The following is a 21031-nucleotide window of genomic DNA, read 5'->3' on the forward strand; positions in this document are numbered from 1 at the left end:
TCCGGAGCAACCGGATGGCCTTCATCAGCCTGTGGGTCGTCCTGGTCCTCCTGCTCGTCGCGATCTTCGCGCCGCTCGTCGCCCCGTACCCGCCGCAGACGACGGACTACGGCCAGCAGCTCGCTCCCATCGGCTCGCCGGGGCACCCCCTCGGGACCGACACGCTGGGCCGCGACATCCTCTCCCGGCTGGTGTACGGGTTCCGGACGGCGTTCCTCGTCGCGTTCGTGGCCGAGGTGATCTCCGTCGTCGTGGCGCTGAGCGTGGGCGTCGTCGCCGGTTACCGGGGCGGCAGGGCCGACGGCGCCCTCATGGCGGCGACGGACATCATGTACGCATTCCCGACGTACCTGTTCGCCGTCCTCCTGGTGACGGTGTTCGGCCGGAACTTCTGGTCCGTGATGGCGGCGATCGCCGTCGCCGGATGGGTCACCCAGGCCAGGTTGGTCAGGGCGCAGGTGATGACCCTCAAGAAGCGGGACTTCGTCGAGGCGGCCCAGGGCATGGGTGCGAAGGGACCGACGATCGCGACCCGCTACATCCTCCCGAACGCACTCGGACCGCTCCTCGTCACGACGAGCTTCGCCGTCCCGGCCGCGATCACCACGGAGGCGGGTCTCTCAATGCTCGGGCTCGGGATCGCCGACATGCCGTCCTGGGGAGCGATGATCAACGAGGGCGTGCGGTTCGCGACGTCGTCGCCGCACATGATCATCTCGCCGGCGATCGCGTTCGCGGTCACCCTGCTGGCGTTCACCTGGATGGGCGACGGCGTCCGCGACGCCTTCGACATCACGTCGGAGGGGCGGCGATGAGCAGGCGACCCGCACGCGTGCAGCTCGACGAGGCAGCCCCTCTGCTCGAGGTCTCGGGCCTGCGGACCGGGTTCCGCCGTGCCGACGGCGACGATTTCGTGGCAGTGAACGGCGTTTCGTTCACACTCCGCCCGGGTCGGTCCCTGGCGATCGTGGGTGAGTCCGGGAGCGGGAAGAGCGTGACGGTGCGGTCGCTGCTGCGCCTCCTGCCGAAGACGGGACGGATCCTGGACGGCGAGGCCCGGTTCGCGGGCGTCGACCTCGTCGGATCGCCGGACAAGGCGATGCGGACGATTCGAGGGCGCGAGATCGGGATGGTCTTCCAGAACGCCATGGAGGCGCTCAACCCGACGATCCCGGTGGGGCGCCAGCTCGCGGAAGCCCTGACCTGGCACGGCCTGTGCTCACGGTCCGAGGCCCGGGAACGAGCGATCGCCACCCTGGCAGACGTCGGGATCCCGGGCCCGGAGCGGCGGGCGAGGATGTACCCGTTCCAGCTCTCGGGGGGCATGCGGCAGCGCGCGATGATCGCCATGGCGATCATCGCCGAGCCTCGGCTCGTGATCGCCGACGAGCCCACCACGGCGCTCGACGTCACGGTGCAGGCGCAGGTGCTCGACCTGCTCGCCGAGATCAAGGCCCGCGGCACGGGCATGGTGATGGTGACTCACGACCTCGGGGTCGCCCGCAGGTTCTGCGACGACGTGCTCGTCATGAACCAGGGGCAGGTCGTCGAGACCGGCCCGATCGCGGACGTCCTGGACTCCCCGCGCGAGCCGTACACGCGGATGCTCCTCGACGCGACGCTGGACGTGGGCGACGTCGCCCGTGCCGACGCCCGACCGGTCGTGCTCGCGGCTCCCGCGAAGCGTGCACCGCTCGAGGGCTCCGCCAGGGTCGCCGATCGCGGCACCGGTGACGAGGTGCCGGCCTCGCCCGCGGGTGCGCCGATCGTCGTCGCCGAGCACCTCAAGAAGTCGTTCACCTCGCGCGGGGGCACCACGCACGCGGTGCGGGACGTCAGCCTGAGCATCGAGCGCGGCCGGACCCTCGGCCTGGTCGGCGAGAGCGGGAGCGGGAAGTCGACGGTGGCCCGCCTCGTCATGGGGCTGCACGAACCGGACTCCGGGCGGGTGCTCCTCGACGGGCACGACGTGCACGGCGACGTGTCGGACGTCCAGCGCCGCCGGATGCAGATGGTGTTCCAGAACCCGTACGGCTCCCTCCTTCCGCACTACACGGCGGGCGCGAACATCACGGAACCACTGCGCTTGCAGGGGATCGGCACACCTGCGGAGCGCATCGAACGGGCCTCCGAGCTGCTGCAGCTGGTAGGGCTCTCGCGGGACGACGCGCGGCGGTACCCCCAGCAGTTCAGCGGCGGTCAGCAACAGCGGATTGCGATCGCTCGGGCGCTCGCGCCGGAGCCCGACGTCCTGGTGTGCGACGAGCCGACGTCGGCCCTGGACGTGTCGATCCAGGCCCAGATCCTCGACCTGCTGTCGGAGATCCAGGACCGGCTCGGCGTCGCCTACCTGCTCATCTCCCACAACCTGGCGGTGGTGGAGACGATGTCGGACGAGGTCGCCGTCATGAAGGACGGCGCGATCGTCGAGCGCGGTGACCGCAGGACGATCTTCGCCTCCCCGCAGCACCCGTACACCCATCAGCTCCTGGGCGCGATCCTTCCCGTCCGCGGGGTCGGTGCCACCAGCGCAGCGACAGCTTGACGTCGGCCCGCGGGCCGACGACCTTCGAGGACGAGGAGTGCACGTGACCATCCACCCTTCCGTGCCCCGAGCGCGGATCGATCTCGCTCTCAGCCGCCGCACCCTGCTGCGCCTCGCGGCTGCCGGCGCCGGTACCTACGGCCTGACGACCCTCGAGGCCGGCTCGAGCGCCGCCGCACCCCCCGGACCGGCCGGCACCGCCACGCCGTCGTCCACCCCGGTGAAGACCCGCGCGACGTATTACACGCCCGAGAAGGTGGCCGCTGCGCGGGCGAACGTCGCGGCGCTCGCCTGGGCGGCAGCCATGCGCGACGAGGCGGTCGCCGGGGCCCAGCCGCTGGTCGACGCGGGCGAGGACTGGCTGTGGCGCTCGATCACGAGCCAGGGCCTCCCCCGCAGCTACGCCGTGAACCAGGACCTCGGCTCGCCCGTGACCGGTGAGGAGATCTTCGAGTACGGGAACTACCCATGGCTCGCCGACCCGTACGCCCGACCGTGGAAGCTCGAGGACCCCTCAAGCGGCTACCTGTTCCCGACGAACGACTTCGCCGCGTTCTACGCGAGCGCCCTCGACGAGCACGGGAACTTCCAGCGGGAGCTCGGCGACCCCGCCCATCTCGTCAACACGCTCTACCCGGAGCGGGGCCCGACGTGGGGCGTCGACGACGGCTGGGGCTGGATCGACGACGACGGCGCCAAGTGGACGTTCTGCGCGTACTACGCGCACTGGTTCGGATGGTACGGCCCGCCGGCGGACGTCAACGGCGTCAAGCAGACGAGCCTGCGGCAGGGGCTGATGCGGCTCCGCGACTCGTACCTGCTCACGGGCGACGCGCAGTACGCGCGGCTCGGCGTCATCCTGCTCGACCGCTTCGCGGACCTCTACCCCGCCATGGACACGTCGGTGTACCCGCGGGCCGAGGGGTACCTGCACTCGGACGGGCTGCGCGGAGTCGGCAAGGCCGTGGGGTGCATCTGGGAGAGCGGCCTCACGCGGACGCTCGTCGAGTGCTACGACGCTTTCTACCCGGTGATCGCGGAGACAGACGACGCCGGCGTCGTCGAGTACCTGTCGGCACGCTCGGACGAGTACGGGCTCGCTCCCAAGGCCACGGTCGCCGACATCCGCGCGAACATCGAGAACGGCATCCTGCGACAGGTGTTCCCGGCGGTGCAGGACACATCGATCTTCGGGAACTTCGGCATGCACCAGGCGACGCTGGCGATGACCGCCGTCGTGCTCGACGAGCCCGCCTCGGCCGCCGAGTGGCTCGACTTCCTGTTCGCGGCCGGCGGCCTGACCGGGAGCGCGGGATCGTGGCGCAACACGGGCGGGAACATCGGCCCGACGCTGGTCGACCAGGTCGACCGTGACGGCTGGTACGGCGAGGGCGCGCCGGGTTACAACATCCTGCCGATCAGCAATCTGCAGTCCGTGGCGGACGCGCTCGCCGGGTACGACACCTACCCCGCCGCCGACCTGTACGAGCACCCGAAGTACGCCGCGATGTTCGCCGGGCGGCCCGGGCTGACGATGCTCGGCGCGTACACGCCGTCGATCGGCGATTCCGGCCAGACGGGCAAGCCGTACCTGCTCGGGCTCGCGACGCAGTACGTCGCCGCCTTCGAGCGCTACGACCGCGCGGTCGACGCCCAGATGGCGCACCGGATGAACGGCGACTCGACGGACGGGCTGCGGGGCGACGTGTTCAGCGCCGACGCCGCGCGCATCACGGAGCGGATCCAGGCCGTGATCGACACCGAGGGTCCGCTCGACCTGCCGAGCGAGAACCTCACCGGGTTCGGGCTGGCGGCACACCGCACGGGAACCGGGGCGCACGCTCGCGGGCTCACCACGTTCTACGGCACGAACCGTCTGCACGGTCACCGCAATGGTCTCGCGCTGGGGCTGTTCGCCCACGGCCTCGACCTCGCCCCCGGCCTGGGCTATCCCGAGTTCGCGGACAACAACGCGCGGCGCCGGGAGTGGGAGAGCAACACGGTGGCGAGCGCCACCGTCGTCGTGGACGCGACGCCGCACGCCACCCAGGTGGTGGGGCGACCCTTGGCGTTCCGTTCGGGCGGCGACGGCGTGCACCTCACGGACGTCGAGGCGCCGGCGGCATACCCCGACGCGTCCCGGTACCGGCGGACGTCGATGCTCGTGGACGTCGACGACGAGCGCAGCTACGTGCTCGACCTCTTCCGGGTGCACGGCGGGAGCGAGCACGTGTTCTCGTTCCACGCGGCCGAGGGTCCGGCGACGGCGGACGGCGTCACCCTGGCGGCACAGCCGACCGGTACGTACGCCGGCCCGGACGTCGAGCCGCCGAACCCCACCGGCCCGGCTCGTCCCGGCGCGAGCGGGTTCGACTGGCTGACGCGCGTCGAGCGCGGGACGCCTTCCGGCGCGTTCTCCGTCGACTGGGACATCACGGACACGTACGGCGTGCACGAGGTCGATCCGGACGTGCACGTGCGGCTCACCATGCTCACGCCCGTGGCGGAGGTCGCGCTCGCCGACGGCATCCCGCCGCGCAACAAGCCGGGCAACCCGGCCTCGCTGCGGTTCATGCTGGCCAAGCGGTCCGGCGAGGGTCTCCGGAGCACGTTCACGTCGGTCATCGAGCCGTACGTCGACTCCCCCGTCGTTGCCGACGTCCGGGCGCTGCCGGTGACGTCACCGGACGGTGGGGCTGTGGACGCCGACGACGTGACCGCCGTCGCCGTGACGCTCGCCGACGGGCGGGTCGACTGGCTGGTGCACGACGCCGCGGGAGGCCGGCGCCTCGAGGTGGACGGGCGCATCGTGGTGGACGGGGCGTTCGCGCTCGTCCGCTTCGACGCGAGCGGCCGGCCGGAACGAGCCGTGGGGCACGACGCCGTCGAGGTGCGCGAGGGCTCGCGTGTGCTGGTTCGCCCCCGAGGTGGCGCCACGGGCATCGTGACCGGGCGGACGGCAGAGCTCGCGGCGTCGAGCACGCTCGTCGTCGAGCTGGACGCGCCGATGGACGACGCCGACGCACAGTCGTTCGTCGGGCGGTGCGTGTACGTGGAGGACGACGGCGTCCGAAACGCCGTCTACCGCGTCACCGCTGCGCGATGCTCGGGCCGCCGGCTGGAGCTCGACGTGCCGACGACGTTCGTGCGGTCGTACGTCCGTGCGGCGAACCCGGATGCCGGGTTCCGCTACGACGTCGAGCCGGGCCGTACCGTGCAGATCCCGGCCGATGGCGCCTGGACCCGCTAGGAGTACTGCTGTCGGTCGGGTGTGTCCGCGCGCACCATGGAGCGCGGGCGCACCGTACGGCCGGTCCTGACCGACTCGCGGACGGCCTCGGCGAGCGCGACGGCCGCGACGCCGTCGGCTGCCTCCGTGACCGCGGCTCGGCCGGTCGCGATCGCGTCGAGCACGTCGGCCATCTGGATCGCGTGGGCGTCACCGGGCGGAGTGGCAGGTTGATGCTGGGTCCACCAACGCTCGTCGAGCACACCCTCCGCCCCGACGACCTCCCATGCCGTCGAGAAGGGCCTCTCGACGTGCTCCCAGGACGCGGTGACGCAGCTGACCGCTCCAGAAGCGTGCCGCAGCAGGGCCGCACAGGACGTGCTCGCACCGGACGGAGCGGCGGCGTCGACAGCGACGACCTCGCCAGCGATCCAGCGCGCCACGTCCAGGTCGTGGATCATCAGGTCGGTCTGAACTCCACCCGACACCGCGGGGTCCGCGAACCACGTCGCCCACGTCGGAGGGCCGCCGGTCCGCGACAGCCGAGTCATCCGGACCGTGCCGATCTCTCCCACGCGCGCGGCGGCCCGGGCTGCGGCGTACGGCTGCATGTGGCGCACCACGTGCGCCGGGAACAGGCGCACACCCGCCCGCTCGCACGCGAGCGCCGACGCCGCGGCGTCGGCGGATCCGAGGGACAGCGGCTTCTCGCACATCACGTGCACGCCCGCGGACGCGGCGCGCTCCACGAGCTCGCGGTGGCTCGGGGTCGGCGTCGCGACGACGACCAGTCCCACGGCATCGAGCAGGTCGTCGTACGTCTGGTATCGCGGCAACCCCGAGAGGACCCCCGGGTGTCGGGCCGACCTGGAGTACACCCCGACCTCCATGCCCAACGCGAGAAGTGCCGCGACGTGGCGCTTCGCCATGTACCCGGCACCGACTATCCCGACCCGGGAAACACCGCTCATCGACCGGCCCCGGCGTGCACCTTCTGGAGCGCGGCGGCGATGTCCGCGACGTCGTCGGAGGTGTACCTCTCGTTCCAGGCGATGACGAGCAGTCGCGCGGCGATGAGCTCCTCGGTCGTCGGGCACAGGCCCGGCGCGTACACCGGGACGGCATCGGCCGGCGGCGAGCTCAGCGGGTAGCCCGACGACCCGTACGTCAGACGCTCGGTGAACACCGGTGTCAGGTAGAGCGGTCGTTGGATGTACCCGCCCGACGCCGGGATCCCCTCGGCCGCCAGCGCCCGTGCGAACCAGTGCGCGTCCGCGCCGACGGCGTCCGGCTCGACGAAAACCGGGAACTGCCAGTAGCTGTTCCCCTCGCTCGCGGACGGGGTGAGCCCCGCCAGCCCCGCGACGACTTCGGTCAGAGCCTTCGCGGTCCGGCGGCGGTCGTCCACGACGTCGGCGAGCCGCGTCAGCTGCACCCGCGCGACGGCAGCCTGGAGCTCGGTCATCCGGTAGTTGAGCCCAAGGAACAGGTGTGTGCGCTCGTCGGTGTCGCGCGGCCACGCCTTGTCCGCGAACAGTCTCACGCGCCGCGCGAACGCGTCGTCGGCGGTGATGGTGAGGCCACCGTCGCCGGCGGTGATGTGCTTCGACTGCTGCAGGCTGAAGCAGCCGAGGTGACCGACGGTGCCCGCGAGCGCGCCGTCCGGACCGACCGCCGTGAGGTACGCCTGCGCGCAGTCCTCGATGAGCACGATGCCGTGTGCGTCGGCGAGCTCGCGCAGCTGCGCGACCGGTGCCGGCTGCCCGAACAGGTGGACGGCGATGATCGCCCGCGTGCGGGGCGTGATGTGTTCGCGCACCGACTCGACATCGAGGTTGCCCGTGGCGGGGTCGACGTCGGCGAACACCGGTACCGCGTTCTGCGCCAGGATCGGCAGCACGGTCCCGGCGTCGCTCAGGCCGGTCGTGATGATCTCGTCGCCGGGATCCGGGTCGACGGCGGCGACGGCCAGATGGATCGCCGACGTCCCCGACCCCGAAGCCACGGCGTGCGGCACGCCGTAGTAGCGGGCGAAGTCCTGTTCGAGCCCACGCGTGACGCCGCCGACCGTGGAGTTGAGCTGGCCGCTCCGGATGACGTCGACGACGGCGCGCTCCTCCTCGACGCCGAGCGTGCGGCCCCCCGGGGTGCCCACGGACGGGAACGAGATGCGGCGAACGGGCGTACCGCCGTCCAGAGCGAGAGTGTCGGGCATCGATGCCTCCGGGTGGCTGTGGTGTCGGGGGTGGTCGTGCTGACGTGCCGGTTGCCTCCACCCTATCGACGCCTCGCCTTATTGTCGCTACCGTAAATGCATAATCCGGCAAGCCAAAATGGAGCACCGATGAGGCCGACCATGTCCGAGACCAAGTCCTCCCTGGCCCTGAACGGCGGGCACGCCGAGCTCGGCAGGCTGCCCGCCTTCCCGAGCTGGCCTCAGTCCGGCCCGGAGGAGGAGCGCGGGTTGGTCGAGGTCCTGCACTCGGGGAAGTGGGGGAGCACGCACGGCGACGTCGTCGCGACGTTCGAGCGGGAGTTCGGGCAGGCGCAGCAGGCCCGACATGCCGTTGCGCTCTCCAACGGCACCCTGGCGATCGCAGCCGCGCTCCGGGCCGCGGGTGTCGGGGTCGGCGACGAAGTGATCGTGCCGCCGTACACGTTCATCGCGACGGCGGCGGCGCCGCTCTTCGTCGGGGCAGTGCCCGTGTTCGCCGACGTCGACGCGACGACGCACCTCATCGATCCCCAGGCGGTCGAGGCGGCCATCACCGAGCGCACGAAGGCCGTGATCCCCGTCCACATTGCGGGCAACGTTGCCGATATGACGGCGCTCGCTGAGATCGGGCGCCGTCACGGCATCACCGTCATCGAGGACTCCGCCCAGGCCGTCGGCGCGCAGTGGGAGGGTCGCGGCGTCGGGACGTTCGGCGACCTCGGTACCTTCAGCTTCCAGACCTCGAAAAACATGAGCGCCGGTGAGGGCGGCATCGTCACGACGAACGACGACGAGCTCGCGGGCGCCGTGTACTCCCTCGTCAATGTCGGTCGAGTGCCGGACGGCGGCTGGTACGAGCACGCCGCCGTCGGCTACAACCTGCGACTCACCGAGTTCCAGGGCGCGATCTTGCGCGCGCAGCTGGCACGGCTCCCCGAGCAGCAGGCGGTCCGGGCGACGAACGCCGAGGCGCTGCACGAACAGCTCGCCGGCGTCGAGGGGGTCGCGGTCGCGACGCCGGACCCTCGTGTCACGGCGCACGGCCACCACCTCTTCATCTTCCGGATCCCGGAGCTCGGCCGCCGCGGGCTCCGCGACGCTGCCGTGCGCGCCCTCACGGCGGAGGGTGTCCCGGGCGTGTCGACCGGCTACGTGCCACTGCACCGCAACACCGCCCTCGTGGCCGAGATCCGCGCGCTCGCGGAGCGGCTCGGACAGCCGGTACCCGAGTCCTCCTGCCCGCGTGCCGACCTCGTGAGCCGCGACACGCTCTGGCTCCCCCAGCACGTCCTCCTCGGCACCGCCGAGCAGGTCGCCGCCGTCGGGCGAGCGATCACGAAGGTTGCGCAGGCCGCGAACGAGCTCGCGTGAGCGCCGCGGCCACGCGCCCGACGACCGTCGGGATCCTGGGCCTGGGCAGCATCGGCCGCTCGCACGCGGCGGCGCTTGCCGCCCTGGCTCGCGACGGCGCGGATGTCCGCCTCGTCGCGGCCAGCGGAGGATCGGCCGAGGCGCTTCGGGGGGCGGGGTGGCCAGACGCGCGGCATGTAACCCCCACGGATCTCCTCACGGGCGGCGTCCCTGATGTGGTCGCCGTCGCGACCCCGAGCGGGCGACACGCCGCCGATGCCGTCGCCGCGCTGGACGCCGGTGCGGACGTCGTCGTCGAGAAGCCGCTCGCCACCACGACGGACGACGCCACGCGTGTGCTCGAGGTCGCGGCTGCGCGCCGCCGCCGCGTCTACCCGATCGCGCAACGGCGGCTTGAGGCCCAGCACGTCGCGATCCGGCGGCTGTTCGACGACGGAGAGCTCGGCACGCTGCTGCTCGGCGAGGTGCTCGTGCCGTGGCGACGCGACGTCGCCTACTACGACGCCGCGCCGTGGCGTCGCGAAATGCCGGCCGGCGGTTCCCTGATGAACCAGGGGCTGCACTCAGTCGACCTGCTGTCGTGGTTCCTCGGCCCGGTCGCGAGCGTGACGGCACAGACGGCCGTGCTGGGCGACGGCGGACCGGCGGAGGACTCCGCCGTCGTCACGCTGCGCGCCACGGCCGGCGCGCTCGGGATCGTGGCGACGTCCACGGCCACGCCACCCGGCGACCCGGCTCGCCTCACGCTGCGCACGACACGTGGCGTGATCGAGCTGGCGCACACGGACATCGTGCGCTGGGACGTCGACGGCGTCCCCCGGCCGAACGCGTCTTCCGAGGTGGCCGCCGGGTCCAACGACCCCGCCGCCATCGGGATCGCCGGGCACATGCAGGCGTGGCACGACGTGCTCGATGCACGCAGGGCCGGCCGCGAGGCCCGGGTCCGCGCCGTCGACGGCTGGCGCACGGTGGCGCTCATCGACGCCGCGTACCGCTCCGCCGCGACCGGGCGCCGGGTCGATCTCCCCCTCCCCCCGGTTGCCGCATGATCCGCGTCGCAGTCGCGGGCATGGCCCATCCACACACGGCCTACGCTCTGGACGAACTGGAGCACGGACCGTTCCAGCTCGTCGGCACGAGCGACCCTGACCCGGCGGCCCGTGAGCGGTGGACGCCGCCCGGCGTGCGGGCGTACGCGGACCACCGGGAGCTCCTGGCGGCGACGGAGCCCGACGTCGTCGCGGCGTTCGGCGTCTACGGCGGGCGCGCCGCCGTCGTTGTCGACGCTCTGCGGGCGGGCGCGCACGTCATCTCCGACAAGCCGCTGTGCACGACGCTCGACGACGTGGTGGCGATCGAGGAAGAGGTCGAGCGGACCGGGCGGTGGGTGTCAGTGGTGCTCGAGAAGCGATGGCACCCCGTGACCCTCGCGGCACGCCGGCTGCTCGCCGCCGGGGCGCTCGGCGACCTCGCGCTCGTCGCGGCGACCGGGCCGCACAAGCTCCTCCCCGACACCCGGCCCTCGTGGTTCTTCACCCGCGACGGCTACGGCGACCTGCTCGGCGACCTGCCCGTCCACGACGTCGACCTCGTCCTCGCGCTGAGCGGGGCGGCGTCGGGCACCGTCAGCGGGCTGGCACCGCGCCGACCGCTGCCGGAGCACCCCGAGTGGTCCGACTCCGGGGCACTGCTGCTGGCGGCCGGCGAGGTGACGGCGACGGTCGAGGCCCACTGGGTCTGGCCCGCGGCGTCCGACGTGCACGGCCGGTATCGGATGCGGCTGACCGGGACGCTCGGGACGGCGGAGCTCGACTGGGCGCGGGATCGTCTGCACGTCGTCACGCACGACCGGGCTTCGTGGGACGAGCCGCTCGGGCCCGGGCTGCGGCCCACGCAGGACGCGTTCGCCGCCGTCGCGGCCGGCCGGGAGCCGGAGGTGACGACGGCCGCAAGCGTGCGAGCCAGCCGCGTGGCTCTGCTGGCGGCCCGCAGCGCACGCCACGGCGGCCGCGTCGAGGCCTGGGCCTGACGAGACAGGGTCGCACCTCTCCCGCACGCCGCCCATCGTGTGATTAGATACGGCCATATTCACGTTTACGGACCGGCAATATTCACTCGACAGACACTCGGCAGACAGGAGACGAGATGCGTACGGTGGACGAGCTCGAGCGGATGCTCGCGACGCCGAGCGCCGGCCTCGTGGCCGACATGGGAGAGCTCGAGGGCGACGTCCTCGTGCTCGGGGCGGCCGGGAAGCTCGGGCCGAGCCTCGTCCGGCTCGCCGCGAACGCCGTGGCGGAGGCCGGCAGCGGCGCTCGGGTCACGGCCGTGTCGCGGTTCTCCACCCCGGGCTCCGCGGAACGTCTCCAGGCCGCCGGGGCTGCGACGCTCGTGGCTGACCTCACGGACGAGGCGGCACTGGCCGACCTCCCGGACTCCGCGAACGTCGTGTTCCTCGTGGGCGCAAAGTTCGGCTCCGACGGCAACGAGGCCGGAACCTGGCACACCAACACCTACCTCCCAGGACGGGTCGCCGAACGGTTCGCCTCGTCCCGGATCGTCGCGCTCTCGACCGGGAACGTGTACCCGCTCGTGGCGACGGACGACGGCGGCTCCCGCGAGGGCGACGCCCCCGGCCCCGTGGGCGAGTACGCCATGTCCTGCCTCGGACGCGAGCGTGTGCTGGAGGCGATGTCGCGCCGCCACAGCACTCCCGTCTCGCTGATCCGCCTCAACTACGCCGTCGAGATGCGGTACGGCGTGCTGGTCGACCTCGCACAGCAGATCCTCGCCGAGGAGCCGATCGACATCACCACCTCCCACGTCAACCTCGTGTGGCAGGGATACGCGAACGAGGTCACGCTGCGGGCCCTCCGTCGCGCGGACTCGCCCCCGTTCGTGCTCAACGTCACCGGGGCCGACACGCTCCGGGTCCACGACCTCGCGCTTGCGCTCGGGCAGCGCCTGGGCCGGGACGTCACGTTCGTGGGCTCGGAGGCACCCACCGCGCTGCTGTCCGACGCGAGCCGCTGCCACGACCGCTATGGGTACCCGGCGTTCGACGTCGACGAGCTGGTGGACCTCACGGCCCACTGGATCGCCGACGGCGGCGAGGTCCACGGCAAGCCCACCAAGTTCCAGCGGCGCGACGGGAAGTTCTGATGGCCACGCCCACCGCTCCGGGTGTGCGCGTCGTCACCGCGTCCGCACCCACGGCGATCGACGCCATCACGCGCTTCCGCGCGGGCGGCGTCATCCCGGCGCACCCGCTCGCCCTGACGGCCGGCGGCCGCATCGACGAGCGCCGGCAGCGCGCGCTGAGCCGGTACTACGTGGAGGCAGGCTCGCTCGGGCTCGCCGTTGCCGTCCACACGACGCAGTTCGCCGTGCACGAGCCGGGCCGCGGGCTGCTCGAGCCCGTGCTCGGCCTCGCGGCAGAGACGGCCGCGGAGTACCCAGACGCCGACGTCGTGCTTGTTGCCGGGCTGAGTGGTCCGACGTCGCAGGCCGTCGCGGAGGCCGAGCTCGCCGCGTCGCTGGGGTACGACCTGTGCCTGCTCGCGCCGCACGGCGTCGGAGACGTCGATGAGGACTACCTGCTCGACCGGGCCCGCGCCGTGGGCGAGGTCATGCCCGTCATCGGGTTCTACCTGCAGCTCGCCGTCGGCGGCCGTCGCCTGTCGCGCGACTTCTGGAGCCGCCTCGTCGACATCCCGAGCGTCGTCGGCATCAAGGCGGCGCCGTTCGACAGGTACGCGACGCTCGACGTCGTCCACGGCCTGGCGTCCTCGCAGCGCGGTCACGACGTCGCTCTGTACACCGGCAACGACGACCACATCGTCATGGACCTCCTGACCTCGTTCACCGGTACCGACGCCACCGGCGTCGTGGACCGGTTCGAGATGGTCGGCGGACTCCTGGGCCAGTGGGCCGTGTGGGTGCGCGAGGCCGTCCGCTTACTCGACCTGGCGCGTGCGGCGAAGGCCGGCGATGGCGCAGCGCTGCACGAGCTGCTCCGTCTCAACCCCGCCCTCACCGACGCCAATGGGGTCTTGTTCGACGCCGCGAACGCGTTCGTCGGCTGCATCGCCGGTGTCCACGAGGCGCTGCGCCGGCAGGGGCTGCTGGAGAACCTGGTATTCCTCGACCCTGCCGAGGGCCTCTCCCCCGGCCAGCTCGCGGAAATCGACCGAGTGTGGCGCGCGTACCCGGCGCTGCGCGACGACGCATTCGTCGCCGAGAACCTGGACCGCTGGCTGGCCTGACCGGTGCGCCTTCCCGCGTCACGGCAGGCTCGTGCTCCGGCTCGGGTCGCTGTGGCTCGCCATCGGCTTCCACGCCGGCTGGACCTTCACGAGGGGCAACATCGACGGCATCCCCGTCTCCGGACTGCCGCCGCTCTCGACGTCAGCGGTCTTCCTCCGGCCGAGGACGCGCCCGACTGGCTCACCGGCGGCGAGTTCGGCACCGAGGCGAGCGCGCCCGCCGTCGTCGTGCTGCTCGCCATGATCCTGATCGCGTTCGTCGCCTACCGGCGATGGGACAAGTCCCGCGTGAACTTGAGCCCCGGCACCCCGGCCGAAATGGGCGCCTGAGCGTCGTCTGCGACGGCGACGCCCCGTTGTGCGGTGCGGGGCCGGGTCGCGCGGGCACGTGACCCGTCCGTGCAGGTCACGGCCATGACACTTGTCACGGGCGCGACGTGCGAAACGCCCGGAAGTCGGTGACGCCGCGCACTACTGCATCGGCCGTCCGCCCGGTGAACTGGAGGCAGTCCAGGGGCCCGCCCTGGCACCCCGGACCACAGGAGCACGCCATGGACCTCGTCGACAGCCTCCAGAACCTCGTCGGGCAGGTGCCCGACCTGCTGCAGCCCTTGATCGTGGCCGCCGCCGGAGCGATCCCCTTCGTCGAGGGCGAGGGCGGCGTGGCGATCGGCATCCTCGGCGGCATCAACCCGGTCGTCGCCACCGTGGCCGCGATGGCCGGCAACTTCCTCAGCGTCGCGCTCCTGGTGCTCCTCGGTTCCGGGGCGCGAGACGCCGTCGTCACCCGGCGCCGGGCGAGCACCCGGGCACGGGCGGAGGCGACCGTCGGCGGCCCGCCCACCCGGGGGCCGAGGCCGACGGTCCCGGAGACCGACGACGCGCGCGCCGTGGCCCGCCGGGCCAAGTTCCAGCGCGCCTACGAGCGCTACGGGGTCCCGGGCGTGAGCCTGCTCGGCCCCCTCGTCCTGCCCACCCAGTTCACCGCCACGATGCTCGCGGCCACGGGCATCGGCAAGGCGCGCATCCTGGTCTGGCAGGCGACAGCGATCGTCATCTGGACGACGGCCACCGCCCTGATCATCAGCGGCGTCCTCCAGGTCGTCCGGTGACGACGCTCCGGCGGCACGCACCGACCCGAACCGACCCGCACCGGGCATCCTGAGAGCCACGGCGCGACGCCGAGCCAGACCCGTCCGTCCGAAACGAAGGAGAACGACCATGACCGTTCAGCTGGTGCACCCCGACGGCGTCCACCGGGTCGACGTCCACCATCAGGTCGCCGTCACGCAGGGATCGCGCACCGTGTACCTGGCGGGACAGGTGTCCTGGGACACCGAGGGCAACCTCGTGGGCCGCGACGACGTCGCGGCGCAGGCCGAGAAGGCGTACCTCAACATCGCCGCCGCGCTTGACGCCGTGGGCGGGACGGCCGCCGACCTCGCCAAGGTCACCGTCTACGTCGTCGGCCTCGACGAGGCGAAGGCCGAGCAGTTCGTCGTCGGGCGTGAGCGGGCGGCGGCGACGCTGGGTGTGGAGCTCCGGCAGCCGAGCACCTGGATCGGCGTCACCTCGCTCGCCGCACCCGGTTACCTCGTCGAGGTCGACGCCGTCGCCGTCCTGCCGTGAGCCGGCGGGCGCGGAACGACCGGGCGGCTCCGCCCGGACGGACCGCTACGCCCCGACGCCGACGTCCCCGCGCAGGATCGACGTCATCTTCTTGCCCTTCGCGACCTCATCGACCAGCTTGTCCATCCACCGGATCTGCTGCATCAGCGGGTCCTCGATCTCCTCGACGCGGACACCGCAGATGACGCCGGTGATGAGAGACGTGTTCGGGTTCATCGCGGGGGCCTGGGCGAAGAACGTCTCCAGGTCGACCTCGTCGGCGATCACTCGCTCGAGGCCCTCGCCGTCGTACCCGGTGAGCCAGGTGAGGACGCGGTCGAGGTCGTCCGTGCTGCGCGCCTTGCGCTCCACCTTCTGCACGTACATCGGGTAGATGCTGGCGAAGGTCATCCGCCGGATCCGGTCGGCAGGCATCGGTCGCCTCCTGTCGTGACGGTCAGGTCTGCCGTCGAGGCTACCGCGCGGGGACCGCGTCGACAGCCGGTCCGGTCGCGCGCTCGAGGCGCGCCACCAGCGCGACCAGCCCGGCCGCCAGCGGGACCAGCACCAGGTTGCCGATCAACATGGGCCGCAGGAACGGCAGCCCCGCGACAAGGCTCGCCACCAGGCCGTCGAGACCCTCCGGGTAGAACGTCCCCCGGCCGAGCCACCACACGCCCGCGTTGGTCCACACGTAGAAGAACAGCGAGCTCCCGACACCGAACCCCAGCGCGGCGACCAGGCGGCCCGTGGCGCCTCGGGTGCGGCCGGCCCACCAGGCGCCGACGCCGATCACGGCCCACGCGGTCCACGTGAACACCAGCACCGAGGAGTTGCCGAGCAGGACGTCGCTCAGCGCGACCACGACCAGCGGCGCGAGCATCGCGAGCCGGTGGCGCAGCAGCCCCGCCGCGGCGAACGCCGCGGCCGTCGAGAGCTCGAGGTTGGGCGGCGCGCCGAGGTCGGTCTTCACCAGGCGCCAGACGACGGCGCCCACGACGAGCAGGACCGCGACCGCCGGGCGCCACCAGCGCCGCGCGAGCTCGCGTGCGGGGAGCGGGGCGTCCAGGTGGGAGCTCGCGGCGGTCACTTCTCGATCTCCTCGAGCTTCCAGGTGATGGTCTCCCCGTCCTTCGTCTCGAGGGAGCCCGCGCCCACCTGGGCCATCTCGTCGTCGACGTACAGGCCCCAGAACTCGGTCTCCGGGTCGGCCTCACGGCCGCCGATCGCGGTGACGTAGGCGTTCTCGCCCTTGCCCTGCACCTGCGCGTCCGGGTCGTGCTGCTCCAGCAGCTCGAGCGCCGTCCTGCCGTCCTCGCCCGGGTATGAGAACTTGCTGAGGCTCTCGGCGACCTGCTCCGTCGGGTCGACCGACGCGCTGGCGGACGCCGTGGAGCCGGCGTCGGACGCGCCGCCGTCGGAGCACCCGGCGAGCAGGCCCGCGGCGAGGGCGGTCGCCGGGAGCAGCGCGAGCAGACGGGACGGTGCCGAACGAGATGTCGAGCGGGGGATCTTCACGGCCAGAGGGTACCCATCACCCGGGGTCGCCCGCCGCTCGGGCCGCCATCCGGACGCCGGGGCGTGCGGGTCCGGGCCGAGGCCGGTCGACGGTCAGGCGTCGATCCGCGACTGGTCGAGCGTGTTCGCGCCGGCGACGATGAACTCCTTGCGGGGCGCGACGTCGCTGCCCATGAGCAGCTCGAACACCCGCTCCGCGGCCTCGGCGCCCTCCACCGTGACGCGGCGCAGCGTGCGGTGCCGCGGGTCCATGGTGGTCTCGGCGAGCTGGTCGGCGTCCATCTCCCCCAGGCCCTTGTAGCGCTGGATGTCCTCCTTGTACCGGCGCCCGGCGCGGTCCAGCTTCTTGAGCGTCGCGGTGAGCTCGGCCTCCGAGTACGTGTACAGGTACTCGTTCTTGCGCCGTCCGCTGCCCAGCACCTCCACGCGGTGCAGCGGCGGGACGGCCGCGAAGACCCGGCCCGCCTCGAGCATCGGGCGCATGTACCGGTAGAACAGGGTGAGCAGCAGGGTGCGGATGTGCGCGCCGTCGACGTCGGCGTCCGTCATCAGGACGATCTTGCCGTAGCGCGCGGCCTCCAGGTCGAACGACCTGCCCGATCCGGCGCCGAGCACCTGGATGATGGCCGCGCACTCCGCGTTGCGGAGCATGTCGCTGATCGACGCCTTCTGGACGTTGAGGATCTTGCCGCGGATCGGCAGCAGCGCCTGGAAGTCGCTGGACCGCGCGAGCTTCGCCGTCCCGAGGGCCGAGTCGCCCTCGACGATGAACAGCTCGCTGCGCGTGACGTCGTCGCTGCGGCAGTCCGCGAGCTTCGCCGGCAGCGACGAGGCCTCGAGAGCGTTCTTGCGGCGGGAGATCTCCTTCTGCTTGCGCGCGGTCACGCGGGCGCGCATCTCGGCGACGACCTTGTCGAGCAGCAGCGCCGCCTGCGCCTTCTCGTCGCGCTTGGTGGAGGTGAGCAGCGCGCCCAGCTCCTTCTCGACGACGCGGGAGACGATGGCGCGCACCGGCGCGGTGCCGAGCACCTCCTTGGTCTGCCCCTCGAACTGCGGCTCGGCGAGCCGGACGGTGACCACGGCCGTGAGGCCGGCCAGCGCGTCGTCCTTCTCGATGCGCTCCGCCGCGTCCTTGGTGGAGACCTTGAGCCGGCGCGCGTTGGCCTCGATCTGCTTGCGCACCGTCTTGAGCAGGCCCTGCTCGAAGCCGGACAGGTGCGAGCCGCCCTTGGGTGTCGCGATGATGTTGACGAAGGTGCGCACCTCCGTGTCGTAGCCGCCGCCCCAGCGCAGGGCGATGTCCACCTCGCAGTCGCGCCTCACCTCCTGCGGCGACATGTGCCCGCGGGAGTCCAGCACCGGCACCGTCTCCGTGAACTGCCCGCTGCCCCGCAGCTGCCAGGTCGACGTCACCGGGGCGTCGGGCGCGAGGAACTCGACGAAGTCCACCGCGCCGCCGTCGTGCTGGAAGACCTCCTCGTGCGGGCCGGTCTCCCCCGGCGTGCCGGGCAGCCCGCGCTCGTCGCGCAGCGTGAGCTTGAGGCCCGGCACGAGGAACGTCGTCTGGCGGGCCCGGGTGACGAGCTCGTCGTAGCTGAACACCGCCGTCTTCGGGAAGACCTGACGGTCCGCCCAGTACCGCACGCGGGTCCCGCTGACGCCGCGCTTGACCTTGCCGACGACGGCAAGCTCGGACCCGGACACGAACGGCTCGAAAGGGGACTCCGGCGACGGACCGGTCGCCGGGTCGGTGAAGATGCCCGGCTCGCCACGGTGGAACGTCATGCGCTGCGTCTTGCCGCTGAGGTCGACCTCGACGTCCAGGCGCGCCGAGAGCGCGTTGACGACGGAGGCTCCGACGCCGTGCAGGCCTCCCGACGCGGTGTACGAACCGCCGCCGAACTTCCCGCCCGCGTGCAGCTTGGTGAAGACGACCTCGACGCCGGACAGCCCCGTCTTCGGCTCGATGTCGACCGGGATGCCGCGCCCGTCGTCCTCGACGGTCACGGACGAGTCCGCGTGCAGGACGACGCGGATCGCCGTCGCATGGCCGCCCAGCGCCTCGTCGACGGAGTTGTCGATGATCTCCCACAGGCAGTGCATGAGGCCCCGCGAGTCCGTGGACCCGATGTACATGCCGGGGCGCTTGCGCACCGCCTCGAGACCCTCGAGGACGGTGAGGTGGCGTGCGGTGTACCCGGACTCGGAGGTGGCTGTCACGGGAACGAGGGTAGACGACTCGAACGCCTGTACCGTCGGCCCACGCCGCCGAGGTGTGCCCCACGCCGCTATGCCCGGAGCGAACCTGCCCCGGGTCAGGGATGCTCCGGGGCACCGGTCTGGTTGGATAGTCACGTGAGCACCACGACGACCGAACCGACCCAGCCGCTGACCGCCGCCGACCGCTGCGACCGCTGCGGCGCCCAGGCGTACGTGCGAGTGGTCCTGCCCGTCGGAGAGCTCCTCTTCTGCGGGCACCACGCACGAGCGCACGCGGACGCCTACCAGGGAGTCGCCGTCCACATCCAGGACGAGACCGACCGGCTCCACGCCGAGCACGGGGCGGGCTGACCCGCCGCCTCTCCGGCAGACCGACGAACGACGAGAGCCCCGCACCTCGGTGCGGGGCTCTTGTGCGTCCGGGGCGCTCGAACCCGCCGCACCCGGTCATCCCCCGGCGCGGCGGTTTCACCCAGACGTCACCCCGCGATGCCGTCACCGCCGTCCCTCCTCCTCGCTCTCAGTTCTCGGGACAGTCCCGAGCGCCAGGAGAGACCATGACCAGCACCGCGCCCACCACCACCCGCGACCCGTCGAGGCACGCCCGGCTGCACGCCACACTCACGCAGGGGCTCGACGGCGAGATCCTGTCGCCCGGCGAGCCCGCCTACGGCGCCGCGCTCCCCGGCTTCAACCTCGCGCTCGCCCATCGGCCGGCGCTGGTCGTGCGTGCGAGAACCGTCGCGGACGTCGTCGCGACCGTCCGCGCCGCCGCCGACCAGGGCGTCCGCGTGGGCGTCCGTTCCACGGGGCACAGCGCCCCGCCGACCGGCCCTGACGACGTGCTCCTCGACGTGGCCGCCCTCGACCGGCTCTCCGTCGACCCGGACGCCCGCACCGCCACCGTCGGCCCGGGCGTTGCCTGGGCGACGGTGCTCGAGGCCGGCGCTGCCTGGGGTCTGGGCGGCCTGTGCGGGTCGTCCCCGCACGTCGGGGTGGTCGGCTACACGCTCGGCGGCGGGCTCGGCCCGCTGGCCCGCACCTTCGGCTTCGCTGCGGACCACGTGCGATCCATGGACGTGGTCACCCCGTCAGGCGAGCTCGTCACCGCGACACCGGACCGGCACGAGGATCTGTTCTGGGCGCTGCGCGGCGGCGGCGGCGCGTTCGGCGTGGTGGTCGCGATGACCTTCGACCTGTTCCCCCTGCGCGCCGTGCGCGCCGGGACGCTCTGGTTCGACGTCGACGACGCGCCCGCCGTGCTGCACCGGTGGCGCGAGCTCACGTCGACTCTCGCCGACGACGTCTCCACCTCCGTGGCGCGGCTGAACCTGCCGCCTCTGCCCGACGTGCCCGAGCCGCTGCGCGGGCGGGCGGTGCTCGTGGTCCGCTACGTCCGGCACGGCGACCTCGCCGCCCCCGACCCGGTGGTCGATGCCCTGCGCCAGGTGTCCCCGACGCTCCTCGACACGGTCGGCGACCTGCCGTACGCGCTGATCGGCGCGCTGCACGCCGACCCGGAGGACCCGATGCCGTTCGTCGAGCGCGGCGGTCTGCTCCGCGAGCTGACCGAGGACGCCGTCGACACGTTCCTCGGCGCGGTGCCGCCCGACTCTCCCGTGCTCGCGGGCGAGATCCGGCTCCTGGGCGGCACGCTCGCCCGGCCACCGGCCGTGCCGAACGCCGTCGGCGGCCGGGACGCCGCATACACGCTGTTCACCGGCGCGCTCGGCAGCCCGGTCGGCCCACCCGACGTCGCCGTACACCTCCAGGCGGTGCACGACGCGATGGCGCCGTGGGCCACCGGTGGATCGCTGCTCAACTTCGCCGGGCCGCGCGACGACGTCTCAGCGCCGCTGGTGCGCGACGCGTACGGCCCGGCGACGTACGACCGGCTCGTGACGCTGCGCCGGCAGCTCGATCCCCACGGGGTCCTCGACCCGTCCGCCCGGTGGTCGGTCGTGGGGGGCGACGCGCGCTGACCGCGCGACCTCCGCCGACCGCGGACGCACGAGAGCCCCGGAACCGCAGGGTTCCGGGGCTCTCGTGCGTCGTGCGCG

Annotated in this window: 19 protein-coding genes; 13 read left to right on the forward strand and 6 right to left on the reverse strand. The window is 72.5% G+C overall.

The features are described 5' to 3' along the window. Positions 1-14 precede the first annotated feature (14 nt). From B5Y66_RS15930 to B5Y66_RS15940, 3 genes are read left to right on the forward strand one after another with little or no spacing between them, the layout of a single operon-like run. A complete protein-coding gene (locus B5Y66_RS15930) occupies positions 15-815 on the forward strand; it encodes an ABC transporter permease (RefSeq protein ID WP_217700821.1) in 801 nt (266 codons plus the stop codon). Further along, entirely contained in the window at positions 812-2545 is a 1734-nt protein-coding gene (locus B5Y66_RS15935; protein ID WP_079575442.1) for a dipeptide ABC transporter ATP-binding protein, read from the forward strand. Before B5Y66_RS15930 ends, B5Y66_RS15935 begins: the two co-directional genes overlap by 4 nt. A gap of 43 nt (positions 2546-2588) precedes the next feature. Beyond that, the gene (locus B5Y66_RS15940; protein WP_079575546.1) at positions 2589-5795 is read left to right on the forward strand and encodes a heparinase II/III domain-containing protein; all 3207 of its coding nucleotides are present in this window, start codon (positions 2589-2591) and stop codon (positions 5793-5795) included. On the opposite strand, the gene B5Y66_RS15945 is transcribed toward B5Y66_RS15940, so the two are convergent. After that, the gene (locus B5Y66_RS15945; RefSeq protein WP_079575443.1) at positions 5792-6745 is read right to left on the reverse strand and encodes a Gfo/Idh/MocA family protein; all 954 of its coding nucleotides are present in this window, start codon (positions 6743-6745) and stop codon (positions 5792-5794) included. The genes B5Y66_RS15940 and B5Y66_RS15945 overlap by 4 nt on opposite strands. Continuing rightward, positions 6742-7989, reverse strand: coding sequence for a DegT/DnrJ/EryC1/StrS family aminotransferase (locus B5Y66_RS15950; protein ID WP_079575444.1), 1248 nt, complete (start codon positions 7987-7989; stop codon positions 6742-6744). The genes B5Y66_RS15945 and B5Y66_RS15950 overlap by 4 nt, the downstream gene beginning before the upstream one ends. A 141-nt stretch (positions 7990-8130) precedes the next feature. Here B5Y66_RS15950 and B5Y66_RS15955 point away from each other — a divergent pair, with 141 nt between their 5' ends. From B5Y66_RS15955 to B5Y66_RS15990, 8 genes are all read left to right on the forward strand, one after another. Then, positions 8131-9360, forward strand: a complete 1230-nt coding sequence (locus B5Y66_RS15955) for a DegT/DnrJ/EryC1/StrS family aminotransferase (RefSeq protein ID WP_079575445.1) — start codon at positions 8131-8133, stop codon at positions 9358-9360. Continuing rightward, positions 9357-10409, forward strand: a complete 1053-nt coding sequence (locus B5Y66_RS15960; RefSeq protein ID WP_079575446.1) for a Gfo/Idh/MocA family protein — start codon at positions 9357-9359, stop codon at positions 10407-10409. The genes B5Y66_RS15955 and B5Y66_RS15960 overlap by 4 nt, the downstream gene beginning before the upstream one ends. Further along, entirely contained in the window at positions 10406-11389 is a 984-nt protein-coding gene (locus B5Y66_RS15965) for a Gfo/Idh/MocA family protein (RefSeq protein ID WP_079575447.1), read from the forward strand. The genes B5Y66_RS15960 and B5Y66_RS15965 overlap by 4 nt, the downstream gene beginning before the upstream one ends. A gap of 116 nt (positions 11390-11505) precedes the next feature. Then, positions 11506-12522 carry an NAD-dependent epimerase/dehydratase family protein gene (locus B5Y66_RS15970; RefSeq protein ID WP_079575448.1) on the forward strand — a complete coding sequence of 339 codons (1017 nt, stop codon included), beginning with the start codon at positions 11506-11508 and terminating at the stop codon, positions 12520-12522. After that, positions 12522-13625 (forward strand): dihydrodipicolinate synthase family protein, encoded by a 1104-nt coding sequence (locus tag B5Y66_RS15975; protein ID WP_079575449.1) that lies wholly within the window; start codon positions 12522-12524, stop codon positions 13623-13625. Before B5Y66_RS15970 ends, B5Y66_RS15975 begins: the two co-directional genes overlap by 1 nt. A 51-nt stretch (positions 13626-13676) precedes the next feature. Continuing rightward, positions 13677-13955, forward strand: a complete 279-nt coding sequence (locus tag B5Y66_RS15980) for a hypothetical protein (RefSeq protein ID WP_079575450.1) — start codon at positions 13677-13679, stop codon at positions 13953-13955. Positions 13956-14176: 221 nt separating this feature from the next. Then, a complete protein-coding gene (locus B5Y66_RS15985) occupies positions 14177-14737 on the forward strand; it encodes a small multidrug efflux protein (protein ID WP_079575451.1) in 561 nt (186 codons plus the stop codon). Positions 14738-14846: 109 nt separating this feature from the next. Beyond that, positions 14847-15254: a RidA family protein gene (locus B5Y66_RS15990; protein WP_079575452.1), complete on the forward strand. Its 408-nt coding sequence runs from the start codon at positions 14847-14849 to the stop codon at positions 15252-15254. A gap of 45 nt (positions 15255-15299) precedes the next feature. Here the strand turns inward: B5Y66_RS15990 and B5Y66_RS15995 are convergent, their stop codons facing one another. From B5Y66_RS15995 to B5Y66_RS16010, 4 genes are all read right to left on the reverse strand, one after another. Then, positions 15300-15668, reverse strand: coding sequence for a DUF2200 domain-containing protein (locus B5Y66_RS15995; RefSeq protein ID WP_079575453.1), 369 nt, complete (start codon positions 15666-15668; stop codon positions 15300-15302). 40 nt (positions 15669-15708) lie between these two features. Beyond that, positions 15709-16323, reverse strand: a complete 615-nt coding sequence (locus tag B5Y66_RS16000) for a DUF6580 family putative transport protein (RefSeq protein ID WP_079575454.1) — start codon at positions 16321-16323, stop codon at positions 15709-15711. Continuing rightward, complete coding sequence (locus B5Y66_RS16005) at positions 16320-16751, reverse strand: DUF4430 domain-containing protein (RefSeq protein WP_176168894.1); 432 nt, start codon at positions 16749-16751, stop codon at positions 16320-16322. The genes B5Y66_RS16000 and B5Y66_RS16005 overlap by 4 nt, the downstream gene beginning before the upstream one ends. Before the next feature lie 93 nt (positions 16752-16844). Beyond that, the gene (locus B5Y66_RS16010) at positions 16845-18971 is read right to left on the reverse strand and encodes a DNA gyrase/topoisomerase IV subunit B (protein ID WP_079575456.1); all 2127 of its coding nucleotides are present in this window, start codon (positions 18969-18971) and stop codon (positions 16845-16847) included. A gap of 135 nt (positions 18972-19106) precedes the next feature. Between B5Y66_RS16010 and B5Y66_RS16015 the strand changes: the two genes are divergently transcribed. Together B5Y66_RS16015 and B5Y66_RS16020 are read left to right on the forward strand one after the other, a co-directional pair. Next, positions 19107-19322, forward strand: a complete 216-nt coding sequence (locus B5Y66_RS16015) for a DUF7455 domain-containing protein (protein ID WP_245807162.1) — start codon at positions 19107-19109, stop codon at positions 19320-19322. A 206-nt stretch (positions 19323-19528) separates the two neighbouring features. Then, entirely contained in the window at positions 19529-20953 is a 1425-nt protein-coding gene (locus B5Y66_RS16020; protein ID WP_079575458.1) for an FAD-binding oxidoreductase, read from the forward strand. Positions 20954-21031 lie beyond the last annotated feature (78 nt).

Origin of the sequence: Krasilnikoviella flava, assembly GCF_900167525.1 — a bacterium.
Lineage (GTDB): Bacteria > Actinomycetota > Actinomycetes > Actinomycetales > Cellulomonadaceae > Isoptericola > Isoptericola flavus.

What these genes read in the sequence shown, in the direction of transcription:
- B5Y66_RS15930 (WP_217700821.1), top strand. Translation starts at nt 15, where the DNA reads ATGGCCTTCATCAGCCTGTGGGTCGTCCTGGTCCTCCTGCTCGTCGCG.
- B5Y66_RS15935 (WP_079575442.1), top strand. Translation starts at nt 812, where the DNA reads ATGAGCAGGCGACCCGCACGCGTGCAGCTCGACGAGGCAGCCCCTCTG.
- B5Y66_RS15945 (WP_079575443.1), bottom strand. Translation starts at nt 6,745, where the DNA reads ATGAGCGGTGTTTCCCGGGTCGGGATAGTCGGTGCCGGGTACATGGCG.
- B5Y66_RS15950 (WP_079575444.1), bottom strand. Translation starts at nt 7,989, where the DNA reads ATGCCCGACACTCTCGCTCTGGACGGCGGTACGCCCGTTCGCCGCATC.
- B5Y66_RS15955 (WP_079575445.1), top strand. Translation starts at nt 8,131, where the DNA reads ATGTCCGAGACCAAGTCCTCCCTGGCCCTGAACGGCGGGCACGCCGAG.
- B5Y66_RS15965 (WP_079575447.1), top strand. Translation starts at nt 10,406, where the DNA reads ATGATCCGCGTCGCAGTCGCGGGCATGGCCCATCCACACACGGCCTAC.
- B5Y66_RS15970 (WP_079575448.1), top strand. Translation starts at nt 11,506, where the DNA reads ATGCGTACGGTGGACGAGCTCGAGCGGATGCTCGCGACGCCGAGCGCC.
- B5Y66_RS15975 (WP_079575449.1), top strand. Translation starts at nt 12,522, where the DNA reads ATGGCCACGCCCACCGCTCCGGGTGTGCGCGTCGTCACCGCGTCCGCA.
- B5Y66_RS15985 (WP_079575451.1), top strand. Translation starts at nt 14,177, where the DNA reads ATGGACCTCGTCGACAGCCTCCAGAACCTCGTCGGGCAGGTGCCCGAC.
- B5Y66_RS15990 (WP_079575452.1), top strand. Translation starts at nt 14,847, where the DNA reads ATGACCGTTCAGCTGGTGCACCCCGACGGCGTCCACCGGGTCGACGTC.
- B5Y66_RS15995 (WP_079575453.1), bottom strand. Translation starts at nt 15,668, where the DNA reads ATGCCTGCCGACCGGATCCGGCGGATGACCTTCGCCAGCATCTACCCG.
- B5Y66_RS16020 (WP_079575458.1), top strand. Translation starts at nt 19,529, where the DNA reads ATGACCAGCACCGCGCCCACCACCACCCGCGACCCGTCGAGGCACGCC.